Here is a 17,456-nt window from a genome sequence, read left to right as displayed (position 1 = left end):
TATATATGGTTTATTTCTCTTTTACTTGGATAGGGGCGGGGAGAGGCGATTATTTACCGAAGAACTCCTTAACCCACTTCCACGACTCGCTTCGCTGTTCGGGATAGGCGTAATGTGCCGTATTCTCCATAATGCAGAACTCCTTGGGCGCGCCGATAGCATTGAATGCTGCATACATAGTAGTCGGCGGACATACCATATCGTTGTATCCGAACGAGTAGAAGCCCGGTACATTTATCTGCCGTGCAAAATTTACAACATCGTAGTATTGTGCAGTCTTTATTTTCGCGGGCGTATTGTTCACCTCCTGCCTGAACATATGCGGCCATCCTCCCGCCCTGCCATGCAGGTATCCTGTTAGGTCGCAAAGCGCAGGATAGAATGCTACCAACCCTTTGACCCTGCTGTCGAGCGCAGCTGTGACGATAGCTAATGCTCCGCCCTGGCTTCCTCCGTAAGAGATCAGGTTTTGCCTGTCGAACTCCGGCAATGTGTATATAAAGTCGATAGCGCGTACACAGCCCAGATATACCCGTTTGTAATAGTATTTGTCGCGGTTGTCCATATTGAATGTATGGTAACCTTTCAATGCCCCTGCATATAGATTAGCATATACATCACCCGGCAGGTTTACAGGAATGCCATGTATGCCGATTTCGAAAACGATGTAGCCGCGCGAAGCACTTTCTATGTCGCCGCCGTATGCCCTGATGCCTGCTCCCGGCACTTTGAGTATAGCCGGATACTTTCCTTCGCCGCGCGGTACGCATAGCATGCCGTACAGGCGGTTTCCATCTTCGAAACTTTGTAAGCTGACATGGTAAACATTTACTTTCCCGGTACATCTTTCGGGTACGAGTGTCATTTTAATATCCATAGATACCTTAGCGGCTTTGGCTTTTGCCTGTTCCCAGAACTCAGTGAAATCGTCCGGCAATTGGGTCACGGGTTCTATCTTTTGAGGCGAAACCCCGGCTGTAGCTACGCTTGCATATTCCCGGCCGTTGTGTTTGGCTACGACCCGGCAACGCAGGAATCCCGGTTTTTTCATCGCTCCGGCATTGATAACAGCCGTGCCGTCTTTCAGAACCATATTTTCCGATTTATGCGGTTGCATCATATCTTCTGATATCTCGTAGCGTATTTCCGCATTTTCGACAAGGTTTCCGTTTTTGAAGACAGATACGGTGAACTTTATATTTTGTCCTGTATCGTACAGCATATCGCTGTGGTCGGCGCCTACAACAACTTGTAGAGGCCTTTCTGCCGGTTGTGCCGATAAGAGAGCGGTAATAGCCAGTAAGAACAGTAGGCTTATAATTCTAAGATTTTTCATAAGCGGGTTATTTTTTTATAATTTCATATTTATACAATGCAAAATCATTAATATTCTCCAATTGGGATTCTACTTCTCCGTTTCGGCCTACAACTTGTATCATTTCTTTGCCATTGCCCAATATAGGCGAGCATTTGATCTTCACTCCTTCTTTGAGCCATGTATTGATATAGCCTGTTTTCTCCCTGTTATTTTCCCTGAAGAACAGGAAATAACCGCTGTTGTTGTCTGCGATGGACTGGAATCCTGTCCAAGCTGTGCCCGAAGGCTCGTTGCCAACTGGCAATATAGTTCCCATGTGGAAATGGTGCTGTATCTTTTTATATCCATTGATAAGGCTGCTTATGCCTAGTGCCTCTTTGGGCAGGCCGCTTCCTTCGAACCATGCTAGCGGTTGCCCCGCCATAGTGATGGCAAACAGGTATTCGAACGAATAATTAGCGGGTGCAAATATATCGTTGCCATATTTGCCTGCATTGCGCCACTTGTTGAGGAACTCTATTTGTAGTTTCTCTGCCGGAACATATCTGGATAGCTGCCACAGGTTGCGCAGGGTGTGATAAGGATAATAGTTTTGCCAGTCCGAATAGCGGTTTTCGAGGAAGATATTCCCGTATTCGTTAAACATATGATACCCGGCGCGTCTTCCGGCTGTGGCGTCGAGGTTGAAAATCACATTATACCCCGTCTTTTCCAATACCCTGTCGAATAGCTTTCTGAGGTTGATTTCCGATTCTTTGGTCGGTATTGCCAATCCGTCTATCTTGAAGGTGCGTATGCCGTATTCGTTATAGAGGTCTATCATGGCCTGCGCATCCTTTTGCCAGTCGGCATAATCGTGCTGAACGCTGGGGTTGAACCACAGGCATATCTCCACGCCGAGCTCTTTCCCTCTTTTCACTACAGGATGTAGCCCGTTGGGATACTTCACCGGATCGGGTTTCCAGTAGTCGGGGTTGTCCCATATATTTTTGAACGATCCTTTTGCCACTGCCGAATTAGGGCTTTTGCCTACCTGCCATCCATCATCTATCTGGAAGTGGGTAACGCCCAATTGCGCTGCCCTTTCGACTTCTATGATGCTGAATTTTTCGTTTACTTTCGAATCCTGGCTGCGGTCGCCCCATGTATTCATCATCACCATTTCGTCGCGGGCGGGCAATAACCTGCGTATGTTTTTCTGATAGGAGCGTAGGGCAGATAATGCTTCCAGTTCGCCGCCGGAAAATATACCCGTAACGCACCCGTATGTTTTTACCCATTCATTGGGTTTAATATCTTTTTCGCTGATACCAAGCCCTGTTGCGCAGAAATGCCCAAACTCGGCAGTGAAGTCGTTGCCGTTGTACGCCAGTTGCACGCTCGAGCAAGGAGCTTCTTTCAGAAAGAAAAATCCTTTTTGCTTTTCCGGGTTGCGGGCTAGCAGTATATTGCCCCTGTAAGAGTTTTTGCGGTATGGTATCACATTGGTTTCGAAGACCAGATTGTTGTTCCAGTCGGTAACATCGTAGAACTCAACGGCGCGCATCTGCCAGTGTTTTCCCCCGAAATTGAACTGATCAAGTATAGCCGTTACCTGTCTCGACTTCATATCTTCGCTAAATTCAATATTCTTTTTATCAGCAAGGTTCTCTGGGCGTCCTCCGAAGATGCTGTTAGTTTCGCCTTTGAGGTATGTATCGCAGGCAATAGCCGGACAATCTTCGTAGATACGGTAGATACGTCTGATATCGAGGCTTTCTAAAGAAAAAGCGATCGTCACCTCCAGATAGGCAGGGTGTATTGATGTTTGTGCAACGATGTCCGAAGAATATTCCCCTTTGGCCGTTTCTTTAGCTTTGCTGATATGGAAATCGGGTTTGAGTGTATTATTCATCCAACTCTCGTTTCCCATTTTATCAGTCAGGCAGAAAGAGATGAGGTTTCCCTTGTTCCAGATAAATTTCCGTTCCACGAGGCTGTTCCCGATTACCAGCGTATCGTTTTCGAGGCGGGAATAACACCCTTTTTGGGCGAAAGCCGGTATCAGGGACAATAATGTAAGGAAAGTTACCGTAAAAATGCGCTTAATCATGGTCTGTATATTGGTTTTTTAATTAAGTTACAAGTAGAGTAGGGGTATGAAAGAGATCTTTCCTACGGCTAGAAACAAAGTTCGACAGAGTGCAACGTAGTCAACGGCAAAGAATATATAAATTCAGGCACGCAACTTTATTTGCTTTTCCCATCAGATAACCCACGCGGAGCAGGCAGTGGTTTTTGTTCATTGAACCGTTGGTTGTCCGGCACATCGTGTTTGCCGGCACCCGCTTGCATAAGTGTTTTGAGTTCGGGCAGGTACGATTGGTAGACCCTACGCGGAGTAGTGCCATGTTTTTTGCATATGGATGCAGCCATACCTACTACTTCGCCCATCATAGCTGTTGTGCGCATTACCCGTACTGTGCCCAATGCTACGTGAGTGACGCTGATATCGCGCCCTGCCATGAACAGGTTGTCTACATTGCGCGAGTACAGGCAGCGGTAAGGTACAGCATAGGGATATATGCGTATATGCTTGGTTGCTGCTTTGAACTCCTGTCCGGGAAACTTCTCTGAATTGGCAGGGTCGGGGAAGTGAAGGTCGATACTCCATGTAGTAGCAAACGAAGCATCTTCGTGGAATACATTTTTGTCTATATCGTCCTGCTTGAGTATATAATCGCCCAGCAGGCGGCGCGATTCGCGTTTGCCGGCGATGTATGCCACCCATCCGAGTTCCCTGCCTTTATATTTATCGTTATCCTTCAGTTCGTTTTTCAGGAAACTCCAGTTGGAATAGACCACCATAAGCCCGTAGTCGCGTATGCGCTCAAATTCATCGACCTGATCGAGATTCATGCCTGTCTCCCATTTCCATTCGCCCATCGTAACCTTTTCGCTGTTGTCGTCATCGAAATTTACGCCATACTTAAAGACCGGGAAAACGGCTTTCTTACCTGCATCTACAGAGTACCATTGTACCGATGCACCCATTGTCATGTTGTCGGCTGTTTCGGGAGCAAGTTCTTCACCAAACTCCTCACGGCTTTCGCGTCCGCTGGTATAGTCTGCCCCTGCCAGATATCCGATGGTGGCATCGCCTGTACAGTCGGAGAACAAAGGTGCTGCGAGGCGTATTTCCTTACCTGTCTCTATGTTCTTGATGACGATAGAAGCTATCTTATCACCTTCTTTTCTGACGGAAATGGCACGATAGTTGGCAAACAATGTGATGTTGTCTTCTCCTGCAATGAAGAGGCTCTTTTTCTCGTCTTCGTAATAATCGCCGGGTTTGGCATTACCTTCGCGGCTGTGCCCAAATTCGCGTATCATGCGTCCCAAGCCTTTATTTGGCCCCAGTTCGATAGAGCCGCCCAGGTGTACCCTCACTTCAGAACTGTTGTTGCCCCCCAGTACCGGGCGGTCGTTGATGAGTGCTACGCGACATCCCAGTCGGGCAGCGGCAGCGGCAGCACACATGCCGGCAGTACCACCTCCGACAACTACAAAGTCGAAAGTTTGTGCATCATTCGGTTCGAGAGGGATATTAAGCATCTTCTTGCGGAAGACCGCCAGTTCTGTAATGTCCGATGGCGGCAATTTGCCTTCCTCCGTGGTGAAATAAATGGCGTCGCAGCGTCCGTTGAAGCCTGTCAGGTCGATAAGCGACAAAGATGTTTGCCCTTGTTTGACGGTTACTTTGCCTGCGGGTTGCCAAAACCATTGGTTGCCAGTGTCGCCTAATACTATAGGTAGTTTTTTTCCTGCTACTTTGATGGTAAACCTACCTGCTCCGGCAGTTTGTGTCCACGGAGATGTCCAGTTATAGGTTCTGGCATATACGTAGTAAGTCCCAGCTTCGGCGAAGGTGATGGAGGTGGTAGCGTCGGCTACGGGTTTTCCCATGCCGTGCGCCATCAGGTAGGGCGAACCCATCTGATCCATAAATTGTTGGTCGAGTACCCATCCTCCTTTATTCGTAAAGCTTTCGGCTTCGACTAAAATATTGCCTGCAAAGCTTAAATGGCTTATAGTAAGCAGAATGAAGAGCAGGAGGGTCGGTTTGATTCGTTTCATATCTGATGTTTAAACTGATGCTGATAGGGTATTTTAGAGATAAGAATCCCCGGTTACGATGATAATCGTAATAAAATCAGGTTTATCCTATCGGTATAGGATGCCCTATCAGCATCGTTGATTATAAAATTATTGTACGGTTACGTCACACAGCGTCAACCATCCTTCGGATGTAATATCTTCTCTTGCCGAAATTTGTATTCCTATTTCGTTGTTGTTGCTGGTGTCTACTATGCCTACCGCCCAGATATAGTCGCCGGAGGCAACATTTGAAATATTCTGGGTGAGCCTGTAGTTGCGTGGCCTGCTTTGTAAGCAGTCGGACAGTTCAGGTTCTTGGTTTACATATACATGCTGAGGAAGCAAGGTATTCTTGTCGAGCAGGGCAAAAGCGATTTTATACCTGTCTTTCCATTGCGGTATATTGGTAGGGCAATATCCCCAGCCCAGATTGCACCAGCGATGTGTGATGGTTATAGTAGACCCGTTGCTGATATTCTGAGGCAAGGTCAGCCTATCCGGATATAACCTGTAACCTCCTTCGGCAATAAATTCTTCTACTAGCGGGAAGGCATCGTTGAACCATGAGTAAGTTTCGCCGTTTACTATATCCTTTGAATAGCGAAAATCCATCATGTTTACCAAAGCGCCCTTGGCATCGTTGTATTCACCCTTGCGTACATCAGCATAGGTTGCATAACCATCGCCTGTAATTGAGCTTCCGTGCGAGTTTTTAACCCATCCGCCTTCCATCAGTATAGGGCGTTTGTATTTCTTGCCGCGTGCATAGTTGCGTTCCCAGTTTTTATAGTAAGATTTCATGCCGAAAGCATCGTGGCGCAATGAGTATCCTTTGTCTACGGCACGGTTCAGCAATTTGAGCGATTGGGCTATTTCTGCGCTGCCGTCATCTACCCAGTCGGTACGCGATAGCATACAGCGATGATAGTTGATTACAATAGGTACTTTTTTGAACGCATTTGCATATACATCTGTTACCCAGTCGAAAACCCTTTCTTTTGGTTCGTTGTTTTCGGTACTATAGCGTAGCGAGTGTGATTCGCCCCATTTGCCCAGTCCGGTTCCGCTTATAAATTGCACGAGGTGAGGATCGTCGTATTTCTGTGCAACTGCTTCTACGAATTTCTTATAATATTCTTGAAATACAGCATTGTCGGGATATGGCGACCAAACTGTTACCGAACCTGTCACTGTTTCGTATCCTTCGATGCCCGGAGCATCTTTCACATAGTTGGGAGTGAAGTTATAATGTTTGTCGCGGCTATCGACAATGAACGAAAAGGCAAGTTTCAGGTTTCGTTCTTTCGCTCCCTCTACCAGCCATTTGAACCTTTGGGCAGGTTTGGTATTAACGTCTTCGTCCCATACATATTTACCTTCTTCGGGATTGAAATCAGACCATGCACCACGGATGAATAATGTGGTAGCATAATCGGAAACTTTTACCTTCCCTTTCGGAGAATTGAAATTATCATATTCCTCCCAGAATTTGTCGGACAATCCATCGCCCAAGCCGGTATATATAACCCAGCCGGTCATGGGGTTTTTCAACAATTTGTTCCTCTCCGGTTGAACCAGAACGACATGGTTGCCGGCCGGTTCGCCGGTTTCGATATTATCATCGTCGTCGCTACATGCCCCGAAGGCGATGAGTAGCGCAGTAATAAGACTGTATATCATAAACTTTAGTTTATCTTCTTTAAATGTGTTGTACATAACTAATAGTTTTTTTAGGTTTTACTATTGAAACAGTTACCACCATATCACCTTTACCCCTCAATCAATCTTCATGAAATATTCCCGATCGGATATGGCAATAACTGTTTGCTTTTAGGTGTTCTTTATTGTTTATTATCGAAAACAATAACAAGTTTTTCGATATCCACCATTATATAATTCGTATTCTCAGGAATTCTGAAATATGAATACCTGTTGTCGAGCTGCCCTTCATACAATGTATAAGAACCGCCGTGTACCACATCGAGGAATACCCCTCTGGTGGAGGCTGAGCTGAAGGCATACACATTGCTCATCTTGTTTGTTATACAGAACTTAACGCCGCCCGATTCTTTTTCTCTCGGAAGCACATCTCCTTTGTAAACAAATATGTATGGGTTGGCGAGGCTTGGTGTTAATTTGTATTTTTCGCTGAATCCTCTTTCTGTGGCACTGCTGCCGTCACCAGTCCAGTTGTTGAATCCGCCCCACATCCATAGGTTTGTGATATATACATCTTCCAGTACAGTGGTGCCCGATGAGGTATCTTTATGGCCTGTTATCAGTTTTGGCTGCGGGTCGGTTGCCTGAGAGTAAATGGTTATCATCTTAGTGTCAGCGTTAACTACTATGCGGTAAAGCCCTGCGCTTGGTATATTCCAGTATTTGGTTTCCGCAGCTACATCTGTATCAGCCTGTCCGAATACTACAGCATTGCCATCGCTTATTTCCTGGCTGCTGCCTGCCGGAACAAGGGATTTTTCTTTCTTCTCTTCGAAAAGCATAGGCAGGTATAATTTGCCGGCATTCAACTGGCCGTAGAAAGCATAACAGTTTTCATCTTCGAGCGTTTGGGTCATTTCTATACCTATGTTGCCTACTGCTGTTCCGGCAAGATATATCTTATCAAATTCGAGTATATCGCCCATAGCAATGATGGTTACGGTTTTGGTAGCCGTGTTGACACTGACTCTATATTCTCCTGCTTCGTCGACAATCCATGAGCCTGCTTGGGCATTCTCCATAATGTCTGCATCCATAGCGTCGGGAACAATTGTTTGATCTCCGGCAACAGGGGCGATTGTGGTTACTTTAAAATCTTCGCTATATATTACAGGGAAATTGATTTTTCCTTTAGCCAAGAAACCTTCCCACATGAATAGGGTTTCACTTCCGTTTTTCTTGAATATTTCTACCTCGTCACCTAATGCATCGCCGGCCATGAATAACCTGTCGGCAGCGAATTGCAATGGGCCATAAGTCTTAATCTTTACAGTTATGGTCGATATTTCGGGCAGAACCAGTTTTGGCCCTCCGTAAGTAGCTGTAACGCGGAACTGCAATGTCATAGTTGTACTCGTAGGTTGCCCCCAATGGTCTATCAATAAGTCTTGCAGGTCTTTGTGCGTATAGCTTCTTTTGAATATAAAGTCGTCTTCATATTCTTTGATCACGCTTCCGGTATTGTTCTTGTTGTTTACAAGGTCAACCTCGTACGTGTATGTCGGTTTGTAATCGAGTCCGAGGTCGGTCGCAGGTGTCCAGTTCAATACAAGGGCAATATCTTCGGGCGTGTTTTCATCGAGTATGATGTGCCCGGTCGATGTTGTCAGTTCCAGATTGTACTGGTTTTTTGTATATGCGTTGTCTATTTCATCTTCGCAGGCTGCAAAAAGGCATGGAACCAACAATATACAGGCTAGCTTGATGAAACTCTTCCTTATTCTAAATAGTTTTTCCATAATAATTTGTTTTATGTATTTTTCCAGTCGAATGGAATTTTCTCGTTATCGAAGGTTGTTATTAAAAAGGCCGCCCCGTAAGTGATATATGGAAGAAATCATAAGACGGCCTGATCGTCATAATACCTATGTTGATAACCTTAAATTAATAACCTGGGTTGTTTGGTTTCAGATTAGGACAAATTTCAACTTCTGAGGTTGGAAGAGGCCATAAATATTGGCGTTCGTTCCATTTGCGTTGCGATAATACAGATATTTGTCCGGCAAACTCCATTGCCGAAAAGTCGGCAATACCATCATCGTCGATTTGCGGAGTTGTTGGCCAAAACCATAGGCCCTTAGATGTTACTTGCTCTCTCAAGTCCTTAGCCGGATACAATATTCCGTAATTCTTGGTATTCAGAGCCTTTGTAGCCAGCCGCCAGCGGATAAGGTCCATATAGCGCAAGCCTTCGTTTGCTGTTTCCATGCGGCGTTCTATCCTCACTGTTTTCCTCAATTCTGTCTGGTCGGTACTTGTTACGGCCGGGTATTTTGATACTTCGGCCAGGGAAGCTTTGTAAGCACGTGCGCGTACTTTATTTATGGCATCGAGAACGGTCTGGTCTATTTCGTTCAGTTCTATTTTGGCTTCGGCATACATGAGCAGCACATCGGCATAACGCATGATAAGGTAATCGCGTTCTACCTGTTTCCCGTTTTCTGTCCAGCTTATATCAATACCTTTTTTCCAGTTCAAGGCGTTGTATGAGGCATATTGGTTGTTGGCGCGGTTGTCCTGGTTTGTTTGTTCCTTGCCTGTAGTGTAATTCATTACAGTGATGGCATCGGGATGCGGATTGTACTCGAATCCCATATGTTCCGAACCGAACTCTACTATAGTTTTTGTGCAACGAGGATCTCTGTTTTTAAAAGGATTTTTAGAATCGAAGACGTTTGATTCGTCGATAGGCAAACCATCGGTACACAAGAATGCAGCAAGCAAATCCCATGACGGGCAAGCCGATCCGTAGCCACCCGGGTTGCGGGTCATTTCATTGTTTACAACCCACTGGTCGAGTACTATCGCGTTTGCTATAGAACGAGGTATTGTGAATACTTTTTCTTTCGTTTCATTTTTGGTGCTTTGCAAAAACAGTTCTGCAAAGTCGGGATGAAGGTCATATACGCCCAGATCCATACAGTCTTTAGCTGCTTTGGCTGCTACAGCCCAGTCGCCCATATAGAGAGCGAAGCGGGCTTTCATGGCATAGGCCGCTCCTTTGGTAAAGAGTACGGTTGCCTTGTCGTACGATGTAGGCAGGCCGGCTGCAGCATTGTCGAAGTCGGCATATACTAAAGGTATAACCTGGTCTTTCGCAGTCCTGCCTTTCTTGAACGCTTCTTCTACGGTGATGTATTTGTCTATATATACCACATCTCCGTAATAGGCAATCAGGTCGGCATATTTGCATGCACGTGCAAAATAAGCTTGAGCCTTATACCTGCTGATTTTGTCGGCAGCCACACCATTTTCTTCCGCCCGGTGGATATTGTCGAGCAGGCTGTTGGCTCTGGCTATCAGTTTATAGCTTTGTTCCCATAGCCTGGCAATTTCCCATTGTGTGCCATTTAAAGTTCCATAAAGAATGTCCATCCGGTGAGTATTGCGGTACGAGAAGTTGTCGGTCCATTGTTCCGAGCTTTCGAGAGGGTCTCTCCAATATCCAAGCAGGTGATATTCGTTTACAGCCATGTCCAGCTCTTCTTCTGTGGAGTACCACGACTCGCTGTTTCCTTGTGCAAGTGGCGTCAGGTTCATGTCGACACATGAATAGAGGCTGGCGATAAACCCTAATATGAGTATTGTTATTTTATATTTCATTATAGCATTGTTTTAAAAGTTAACAGATAGTCCGAATACCAGTGAAGTAGTAATAGGATATGCCTTTACTCCCATTTCAGGATCCCATCCTGAAGGATATTTGCTGATGCAGAACAGGTCGGAAGCACTTGCATATACACGTATCTTATTTATTGATATTTTCTGGGTCAGAATTTTAGGAAGGGTATATCCCAATGTCAGGTTTTTGAGGCGGAAATAGCGCCCGTTGAAAATCCAGAAATCAGACATTACATAATTGCTATCCCTGTTGGCGTGCGTGAGACGTGGGTATATTGCTTTTGCGTTTTCTTCGTCGGTATTGAACAGGCTCCAGTATTTTCCGTCGATAATAGCCGGTATATTGCCATAATTGCTGCGTAAAGGCTCTACCATAGCCCTTTCGAGGCGTACGTTTTGCTTGCCGATGCCTTGGAACGATACCGACAGGTCGAAACCTTTGTAGCCTACATTGATATTACCTCCGTATTGGAAACGAGGCAATGAATTGCCTAGCGGAACCATGTCATATTCCTGCGAGATTATTCCATCAGGCACTCCATCGGGACCGGATATATCGCGATACCATAAGTCGCCGACCATGACTTCATCGTTCAGCCTTGCCGAGTTGTCTACCTGGTCTTGAGTCTGGTATATTCCTTCGCAGATGTAGCCATACCATTCGTTGAACCCTACGCCGTCTACTTTTATCTTATTGTCTTTTATTATTTTTGTGTTTTGCATATAATCTACAGTAGAGATGAAATCGGATAGGTTGGCCGATATACCATAGCTCCAGTCTCCTTTCCTGTCGTTCCAGCCTATTTCGAGGTCGAACCCTTTTGTCGACATCTTCCCTGCGTTGGTCATAGGATCGTTGTATCCCATAAATTTAGGGATTTTGGTTTCCAGAAGCATATCTTTAGTCTGTTTCCAGTAATAATCGGCTGTTACGCGCAATCTATTGTTTAAAAATGCAAGGTCGATACCTATATCGGTCGATTGTGTCTTTTCCCAACTGATATCTGCTACAGCCAAGACACGTTGCGATGCAGTCTTGTCCGATATGATAATCTTGTCTTGATAAAACATTGTATTGCCAAATGTCATAAGAGCCATATACGGGAAATAGGAGCTTCCGATACGTTCGTTGCCAAGCGAACCCCACGATGCTCTGAGTTTGAGGAACGAGAGCCAGTCTATCCCTGCATTTTTGATAAATGGTTCTTCGCTGGCAACCCATCCGGCAGAGAACGAAGGGAAGGTTCCCCATCTGTATTTTTCTGAAAAACGGGATGAACCATCGCGCCTGACATTTGCCTGGAAAAGATATTTGTTGTCGTAATTATATATCACACGTCCGAAAAACGAATTGTAGGTATATTCGGTTCCTGTTCCATTGTTTCCCCAAAATTCTTCGGGGCCGACATTGAGGTACGGATATTGGTCGAGTGTATATTGGTCTCTGTATGCACCGAGCTCTTCCCATTTTTGGTAGAAATTTTCGAAACCTCCCATCAGGGTGATGCTATGGCCGTTGATGGTCTTCATATAATTGGCGATCACCTGCGAAGTTACGCGGTAGTCGTCGTTGCGTTTTTCAGATAGTTTTGTTGTACTATATGATTTTCCTCCATCTTCGAACCATCCGCCAAATACATCGGGATCGTCGGCAGAATTATAAAAAGCTTTTTGTTGAAACTCTTTTTCTTTCGTGTAATTGATATATGGAGCAACAATCCCCGAGAGGGTAAATCCTTCAAAAGGCTTGAAGTCGATCGAGGCTTTTCCTCCTATTTGCGTGCTCCATGCGTCAACGCTTCCTCCCATTTCCATAAGACCGTATGGGTTTCCTCCCGATTTGCCGGAAGCCAGGCGTCCGTCCTCCCATGTTGCCGGATAGATGGCGGGGGTTAGGCGCATAGTCGAGAACGGGCTATAAATCGGGCGATGGTTTTTTGCACGCCTTACGCTGAAGTCGAGTGTAGCGCCCAGCATCTTGTTTATCGTGAAGTCGTTGTTTACACGCAGCATATAGCGTTGGAAATAACGGTCTGAGTACAACCCGTCTACATCATCGTATGTCAGTGAGGCTTTTGTGCGGACAGTTTTATTTCCTCCTGAGATATGCACCGAATGAGTCTGGCGCGGGGCCGAACTTTTCAATATAAGATCTGTCCAATCGGTAATCGGATAGTTGTTAGGGTCGGTTTGGTTGTATTTCACCCAGTTCTTAACTTGGTCGGCACTGTAGGTCGGAAAGAATCCTCCCGCCGGGTTATCGTTATATCCCAATTCGTTTACCATTTCGAGATAGCGGGTCACACCTACCATTTGTGGTTGTTTGGCAGGTATTTCCAGTCCAAACTCGCCTGTATATGTAAGGTTGAGGTCGGTTTGGTTGGCCCTCTTGGTTGTTACCAGGATAACCCCGGCTGCTGCCCTCGAACCATAGATGGCGGCCGAAGCGGCATCTTTCAGTACCGATATGCTTTCTACATCGTTAGGGTTTACATGGTCTATATCGCCCGGTACACCGTCGATAATAACCAGTGGGCTGGAGTCGCCTATTGTTGTTACACCACGGATGTGCATACTTCCGGCCGATGCTCCCGGTGCGCTACTTTCGCGCCTGACCATCAGACCGGCTACCGAGCCTTGCAAGGCTGACGACAGGGTTGTTGTCTTTTTCACAGCCAGATCGTCGCCCTTTATTGCTCCAACAGCTCCGGTAAGGTCTTTCTTCTTTACTGTTCCGTATCCGATAACGACTACTTCTTCGAGCCCGTGGGTGTCTTCCTGCAATGTGATATTGACCGAAGACTTGTTTGCGACATTGATTTCCTGTGTAACCGAACCTATATAAGAAACTACAAGTACCGACTTTTCGGGAACTTCTATCTGGTAATTCCCGTCTAGATCGGTCACTGTTCCTATATTTACGCCTTTTACGCGGACAGATACGCCGATCAGTGGTTCGCCGTTTTCGTCTATAATTCTTCCTGTCACAGTCTTCTTCCTGTCGGAAGGCGACTGGTTGTTCCCTTGCGATTTGAGGAATAGCAACACTTGCTTGTCTGCTTTTATTTCGTAAGAAATGTCGGTTCCTTGCAACAGTTTGTTCAAGGCATCGTTGATGGTTGTGTTGCTTAGATTAAGGTCCTTCTGTAGATTAAGATCAGGCATTTCGTTTGTGTAAAATACACTGTAGCCACTCGCCTTTTCCAGTTGTGGAATAATTTGCTTAATAGTTTGTTTTTTAACGGATAAAGTTACTTGAGCAAATCCATTTACAACGATAAATAGCATTAGTAACATTAAAGCGCATGTCTGTTTTACCAATTGTTTTTTTCTCATGCTACGAATATTAGATTTTTTATTAACTTTACACTTTACAGAATAGCAAAGAGAGCCTGTCTCTGACGCGAATCAGAGTCTAAATCTGTGTTTTTCTGTAAAATACTTAACTAAATTTGTTACACGGAGCCAGCTTTATCAGGGGTGGTTCCGTTTTTTTTGTCAGGATTTTTAGGTTTTCATTTTTCAATATAGATTTTAAGTTAGGTCTTTTATTTTTTGTAAATTATAATAGTATTTTCCGATGGTATAACTTCGTATTTTATAGGTGTGGTCTGGCTGATAAATTCCATAACATTGTCGAGGCTGTTGTTCTTTATCATACCCGAATAAGTATAGTGTTTGATAGATTCGGATTTGAAAATGAAATTCCAGTTGTACATACGGGTCAGGGTCTTACATATTTCTTCGAGCGATTCGCCATAGAATACCAGTTCCTTGCTTCTCCATAGCAGTTGGTCGGTATTCGGGTGCAATTCGGTCTTTTGAGCCGATTTGGTCAGCAGGTTATATTCCAGCCTGTCGTTTGGATTCAGGTATTCTTCTTTATTATCATATCCTACTTTCACTTTACCCTCTATCAGTACTACAGCTACCGATTTTTCGTTTTTGTGGGCTTTTACGTTGAAACTGGTTCCGATGGCTTCTACCTCTATTCCGTTTGCTTTTACTATAAACGGATTGTTTTTGTCTTTTGCCACCTCAAAGTATGCTTCGCCTTCGAGTACGAGTGTGCGGTTTGTCTTATTGTAAGAGTTGTCGTATGTTATTTTCGAGTCGGAATTGATATATACATGGGTTCCGTCGGAAAGGGTGATGTCTGCCTTTTGCCCGTTTTGTACAGCCATAGTGATAGGAGCATCTGCCGAAAGCATATTTTTTTGTCCGAAAAAGTATGCTCCTATTCCTACTACGATGGTTATGCAGGCAGCGATCGCCGCGTAGCGCAGCATTGTAGTGTATGCTATTTTCCGGTTGTTCCTTTTCTCTTTATTGTTGGTGTTTATATTACCGATTTCGTCGATAATATTGGCGAATATATCATTTTGGATAGTGCGATCCATAGTATCCGAAGCCAGATGCCAGCATTTACGATAATATTCGTTGAAAATATCTTTCGCTTCGGGCTGTCTGATCCAGTCTCTTAAGACGTCATTTTCTTCTTCGGTGGCTAATCCCTGGAAGAAACGGTCGAGTAATTCTATGTAATATTTTTTGCTCATCTATATTTAATATCTTTTGAGGAAGGTGAATACTCAAAAAAAACCGATAATTAACTTTCGTTAACTGTTTGCTAGAATAAAAGCATCATATAATCTTTGAGTTTCTCCTTAAGGATTTTCAGTGTCCTGTAGAAATGAGCCTCTACCGAACGTTCGGTAATGCCTAGTTCGTCGGCTATTTCCTTGGTCGAGAGGTTATCGTCTTTTTTCATCAGGAAAATCTTTCTGGGTGTTTCGGCCAATTCTTCTATCAGCCGGTTTATGTAGTCTTCGAGATAGGTGTTATTTACATCTTCGACAATGTTGTCTTCGAAAATATCGGAATGGGTTAAGGTTGTTTCTACAAATTTATGCTTCAATACCAGGCGTTCGGTTTCTTTGTATAATAGGTTGCGGGCAATGGTAAACAGGTATGCCGAAATACTTTTTTCGGGGTCGAGCAGGTTTCTTTTTTCCCATATCGTCAGGAAACTGCTCTGGGTTATATCTTTTGCAAGGTTTTGGTCGTACGAAATCAGTGATATGGAGTTGTACAGCTTCGCACTATATTTTTCGTATAGTACTTCGAAAGCAAGCTTATTGTCTTCTTTTAGCTTGGTAACCAGAAAGCTGTCGTCATTTCTCCGCATAGTTTGATTGGATACTATTTAGCAAATTTAATGCTAAATATACAAAAAAAATGACTTTTGTTTTAAGTAGGTATTATAAAAGAGTACATTAACAGAATAAAGGGAAGCTATATGTGTATTTGGTAACAGACTTAATAGTGTGAAAAGTAGAGGGATACCTCCGGTCTGGCACCTGTAGGTATCCCTTTGAAAGAATTATTAGTTTTTAAGTAACTGTTATCTGATGTTATGCGTCCTTGAAGTTTTCCGTCACCTTTATTCCGCTAATCAATTTCTTATACCTCACCAGTGCCTCGATATAATAATAATCGGCATAATTAATGGCAGCGTCCACTTCCGATCCTTTTGGCCAATGCCCGGTAGAATGCAAAAGGAATGAAGGCTTGCAATCTCCTCCTTGGTATTTGTCGGACGATAATTCTACCAGCATATTTATTGCAGCGGTTTTATATTCTTTTGCTTTTTCTTTGTTGTCTTCCAACTGAGATAGTTCGAGCAAGGCAGATGCCACAATTGCTGCCGCCGAAGCATCGCGAGGTTCGTTTGGTATATTCGGCGCGTCGAAGTCCCAGAAAGGTACATACTCATCTTTTGGCAGGCGGCTGAGATACAGGTCAGTTACTTTTTCTGCGAAGCGCAGGAATGTTTTGTCCTGTGTTTCGCGGTAAACCATCGTATAGCCATATATCGCCCAAGCCTGCCCCCTTGCCCAAAGTGTGCTGTCTGCATATCCCTGATGAGTAACGCCTTTAATGAAGTCGCCTGTAATGGTGTCGTAAACAGCTACATGGTAATTGCCCCCATCTTCACGGAAATGGTGTTTCATCGTGGTTTCAGCATGTTTTGTAGCAATATCATAAAGCTTCTTGTCGCCACCGTTTTTGGCAGCCCAATACAACATTTCCAGATTTATCATATTGTCCATGATGGTATTGTGCGGCCAGTTGTTAGGTTCTACTTCGCGCGGCCACGACAGTATTGTACCCACTTTGGGGTTGAATAACAGAGCCAGCGTATCGGCAGCATTGAGGACGATCTGCTTGTATTTTTCGTTCCCGGTCAGGCGATAGGCGTTTCCATAGCTGCAAAATATCTGGAATCCGAGGTCGTGGTCGTATGGCGGCAATACGGTCAACGGTTCCAGCAGGTCGGTATAGAATGTAGCGGCATCGGCATTGTTCATGTTTTCCGTACTCTCGTAGTTGTACCAGAGTATCCCCGGCCAGAACCCTGCGGTCCATTCGCCTATTCCTATTGGTACTAGTTTCCAATGGGTAAGGCTGTCTGGGATATTGCGCGGCATCATCTTGCGATTGCCCAGCTCGGTCAAAGTCCTATGTACTTGTTTGTCACAATAAGCCAAGTGCTTATCCACCTCAAAAGCTTCTGTCTGTTTCCGGTTGCACGCCGAAAAAATTATGATAAAAGCTAAACCCCAAATAACATTTTTAATATTCATATGATATGTTCTTC

The 17,456-nt window shown here is 44.7% G+C and carries 10 protein-coding genes; all 10 read right to left on the bottom strand.

Translation table 11 applies throughout. From position 1 onward, the window contains the following. Positions 1 to 49: 49 nt before the first annotated feature. Positions 50 to 1,336: an acetylxylan esterase gene (locus D0T57_RS09310; RefSeq protein WP_163273173.1), complete on the bottom strand. Its 1,287-nt coding sequence runs from the start codon at positions 1,334 to 1,336 to the stop codon at positions 50 to 52. Between the two features lie 7 nt (positions 1,337 to 1,343). Next, on the bottom strand, positions 1,344 to 3,410 hold the full coding sequence (locus tag D0T57_RS09305) for an alpha-galactosidase (protein WP_163273171.1): 2,067 nt from the start codon (positions 3,408 to 3,410) through the stop codon (positions 1,344 to 1,346). Between the two features lie 137 nt (positions 3,411 to 3,547). Beyond that, on the bottom strand, positions 3,548 to 5,434 hold the full coding sequence (locus D0T57_RS09300; RefSeq protein ID WP_163273169.1) for an FAD-dependent oxidoreductase: 1,887 nt from the start codon (positions 5,432 to 5,434) through the stop codon (positions 3,548 to 3,550). 129 nt (positions 5,435 to 5,563) lie between these two features. Further along, on the bottom strand, positions 5,564 to 7,171 hold the full coding sequence (locus tag D0T57_RS09295; protein ID WP_163273167.1) for a DUF4832 domain-containing protein: 1,608 nt from the start codon (positions 7,169 to 7,171) through the stop codon (positions 5,564 to 5,566). Positions 7,172 to 7,296: 125 nt separating this feature from the next. After that, positions 7,297 to 8,913 carry a SusE domain-containing protein gene (locus D0T57_RS09290; protein ID WP_163273165.1) on the bottom strand — a complete coding sequence of 539 codons (1,617 nt, stop codon included), beginning with the start codon at positions 8,911 to 8,913 and terminating at the stop codon, positions 7,297 to 7,299. Positions 8,914 to 9,058: 145 nt separating this feature from the next. Continuing rightward, the gene (locus D0T57_RS09285; RefSeq protein ID WP_163273163.1) at positions 9,059 to 10,777 is read right to left on the bottom strand and encodes a RagB/SusD family nutrient uptake outer membrane protein; all 1,719 of its coding nucleotides are present in this window, start codon (positions 10,775 to 10,777) and stop codon (positions 9,059 to 9,061) included. Between the two features lie 12 nt (positions 10,778 to 10,789). Further along, entirely contained in the window at positions 10,790 to 14,083 is a 3,294-nt protein-coding gene (locus D0T57_RS09280) for a TonB-dependent receptor (RefSeq protein WP_255490558.1), read from the bottom strand. A 260-nt stretch (positions 14,084 to 14,343) separates the two neighbouring features. Next, entirely contained in the window at positions 14,344 to 15,354 is a 1,011-nt protein-coding gene (locus tag D0T57_RS09275; RefSeq protein WP_163273159.1) for a FecR family protein, read from the bottom strand. 71 nt (positions 15,355 to 15,425) lie between these two features. Next, positions 15,426 to 15,983 (bottom strand): sigma-70 family RNA polymerase sigma factor, encoded by a 558-nt coding sequence (locus D0T57_RS09270; protein ID WP_163273157.1) that lies wholly within the window; start codon positions 15,981 to 15,983, stop codon positions 15,426 to 15,428. Between the two features lie 226 nt (positions 15,984 to 16,209). Beyond that, the gene (locus D0T57_RS09265) at positions 16,210 to 17,436 is read right to left on the bottom strand and encodes a glycoside hydrolase family 88 protein (RefSeq protein WP_163273209.1); all 1,227 of its coding nucleotides are present in this window, start codon (positions 17,434 to 17,436) and stop codon (positions 16,210 to 16,212) included. Between the last annotated feature and the right edge of the window lie 20 nt (positions 17,437 to 17,456).

Origin of the sequence: Dysgonomonas sp. 511, from assembly GCF_010501105.1 — a bacterium.
GTDB lineage: Bacteria > Bacteroidota > Bacteroidia > Bacteroidales > Dysgonomonadaceae > Dysgonomonas.
Note: the sequence above shows the minus strand (reverse complement) of the source record. Positions and strands in the feature narration are given on the sequence as shown.

Bases quoted from the DNA above. Each gene is read 5' to 3' on its own strand.
- D0T57_RS09305 (WP_163273171.1), bottom strand. From the start codon at position 3,410: ATGATTAAGCGCATTTTTACGGTAACTTTCCTTACATTATTGTCCCTG.
- D0T57_RS09300 (WP_163273169.1), bottom strand. From the start codon at position 5,434: ATGAAACGAATCAAACCGACCCTCCTGCTCTTCATTCTGCTTACTATA.
- D0T57_RS09280 (WP_255490558.1), bottom strand. From the start codon at position 14,083: ATGCTATTTATCGTTGTAAATGGATTTGCTCAAGTAACTTTATCCGTT.
- D0T57_RS09270 (WP_163273157.1), bottom strand. From the start codon at position 15,983: ATGCGGAGAAATGACGACAGCTTTCTGGTTACCAAGCTAAAAGAAGAC.
- D0T57_RS09290 (WP_163273165.1), bottom strand. From the start codon at position 8,913: ATGGAAAAACTATTTAGAATAAGGAAGAGTTTCATCAAGCTAGCCTGT.
- D0T57_RS09295 (WP_163273167.1), bottom strand. From the start codon at position 7,171: ATGTACAACACATTTAAAGAAGATAAACTAAAGTTTATGATATACAGT.
- D0T57_RS09310 (WP_163273173.1), bottom strand. From the start codon at position 1,336: ATGAAAAATCTTAGAATTATAAGCCTACTGTTCTTACTGGCTATTACC.
- D0T57_RS09285 (WP_163273163.1), bottom strand. From the start codon at position 10,777: ATGAAATATAAAATAACAATACTCATATTAGGGTTTATCGCCAGCCTC.
- D0T57_RS09275 (WP_163273159.1), bottom strand. From the start codon at position 15,354: ATGAGCAAAAAATATTACATAGAATTACTCGACCGTTTCTTCCAGGGA.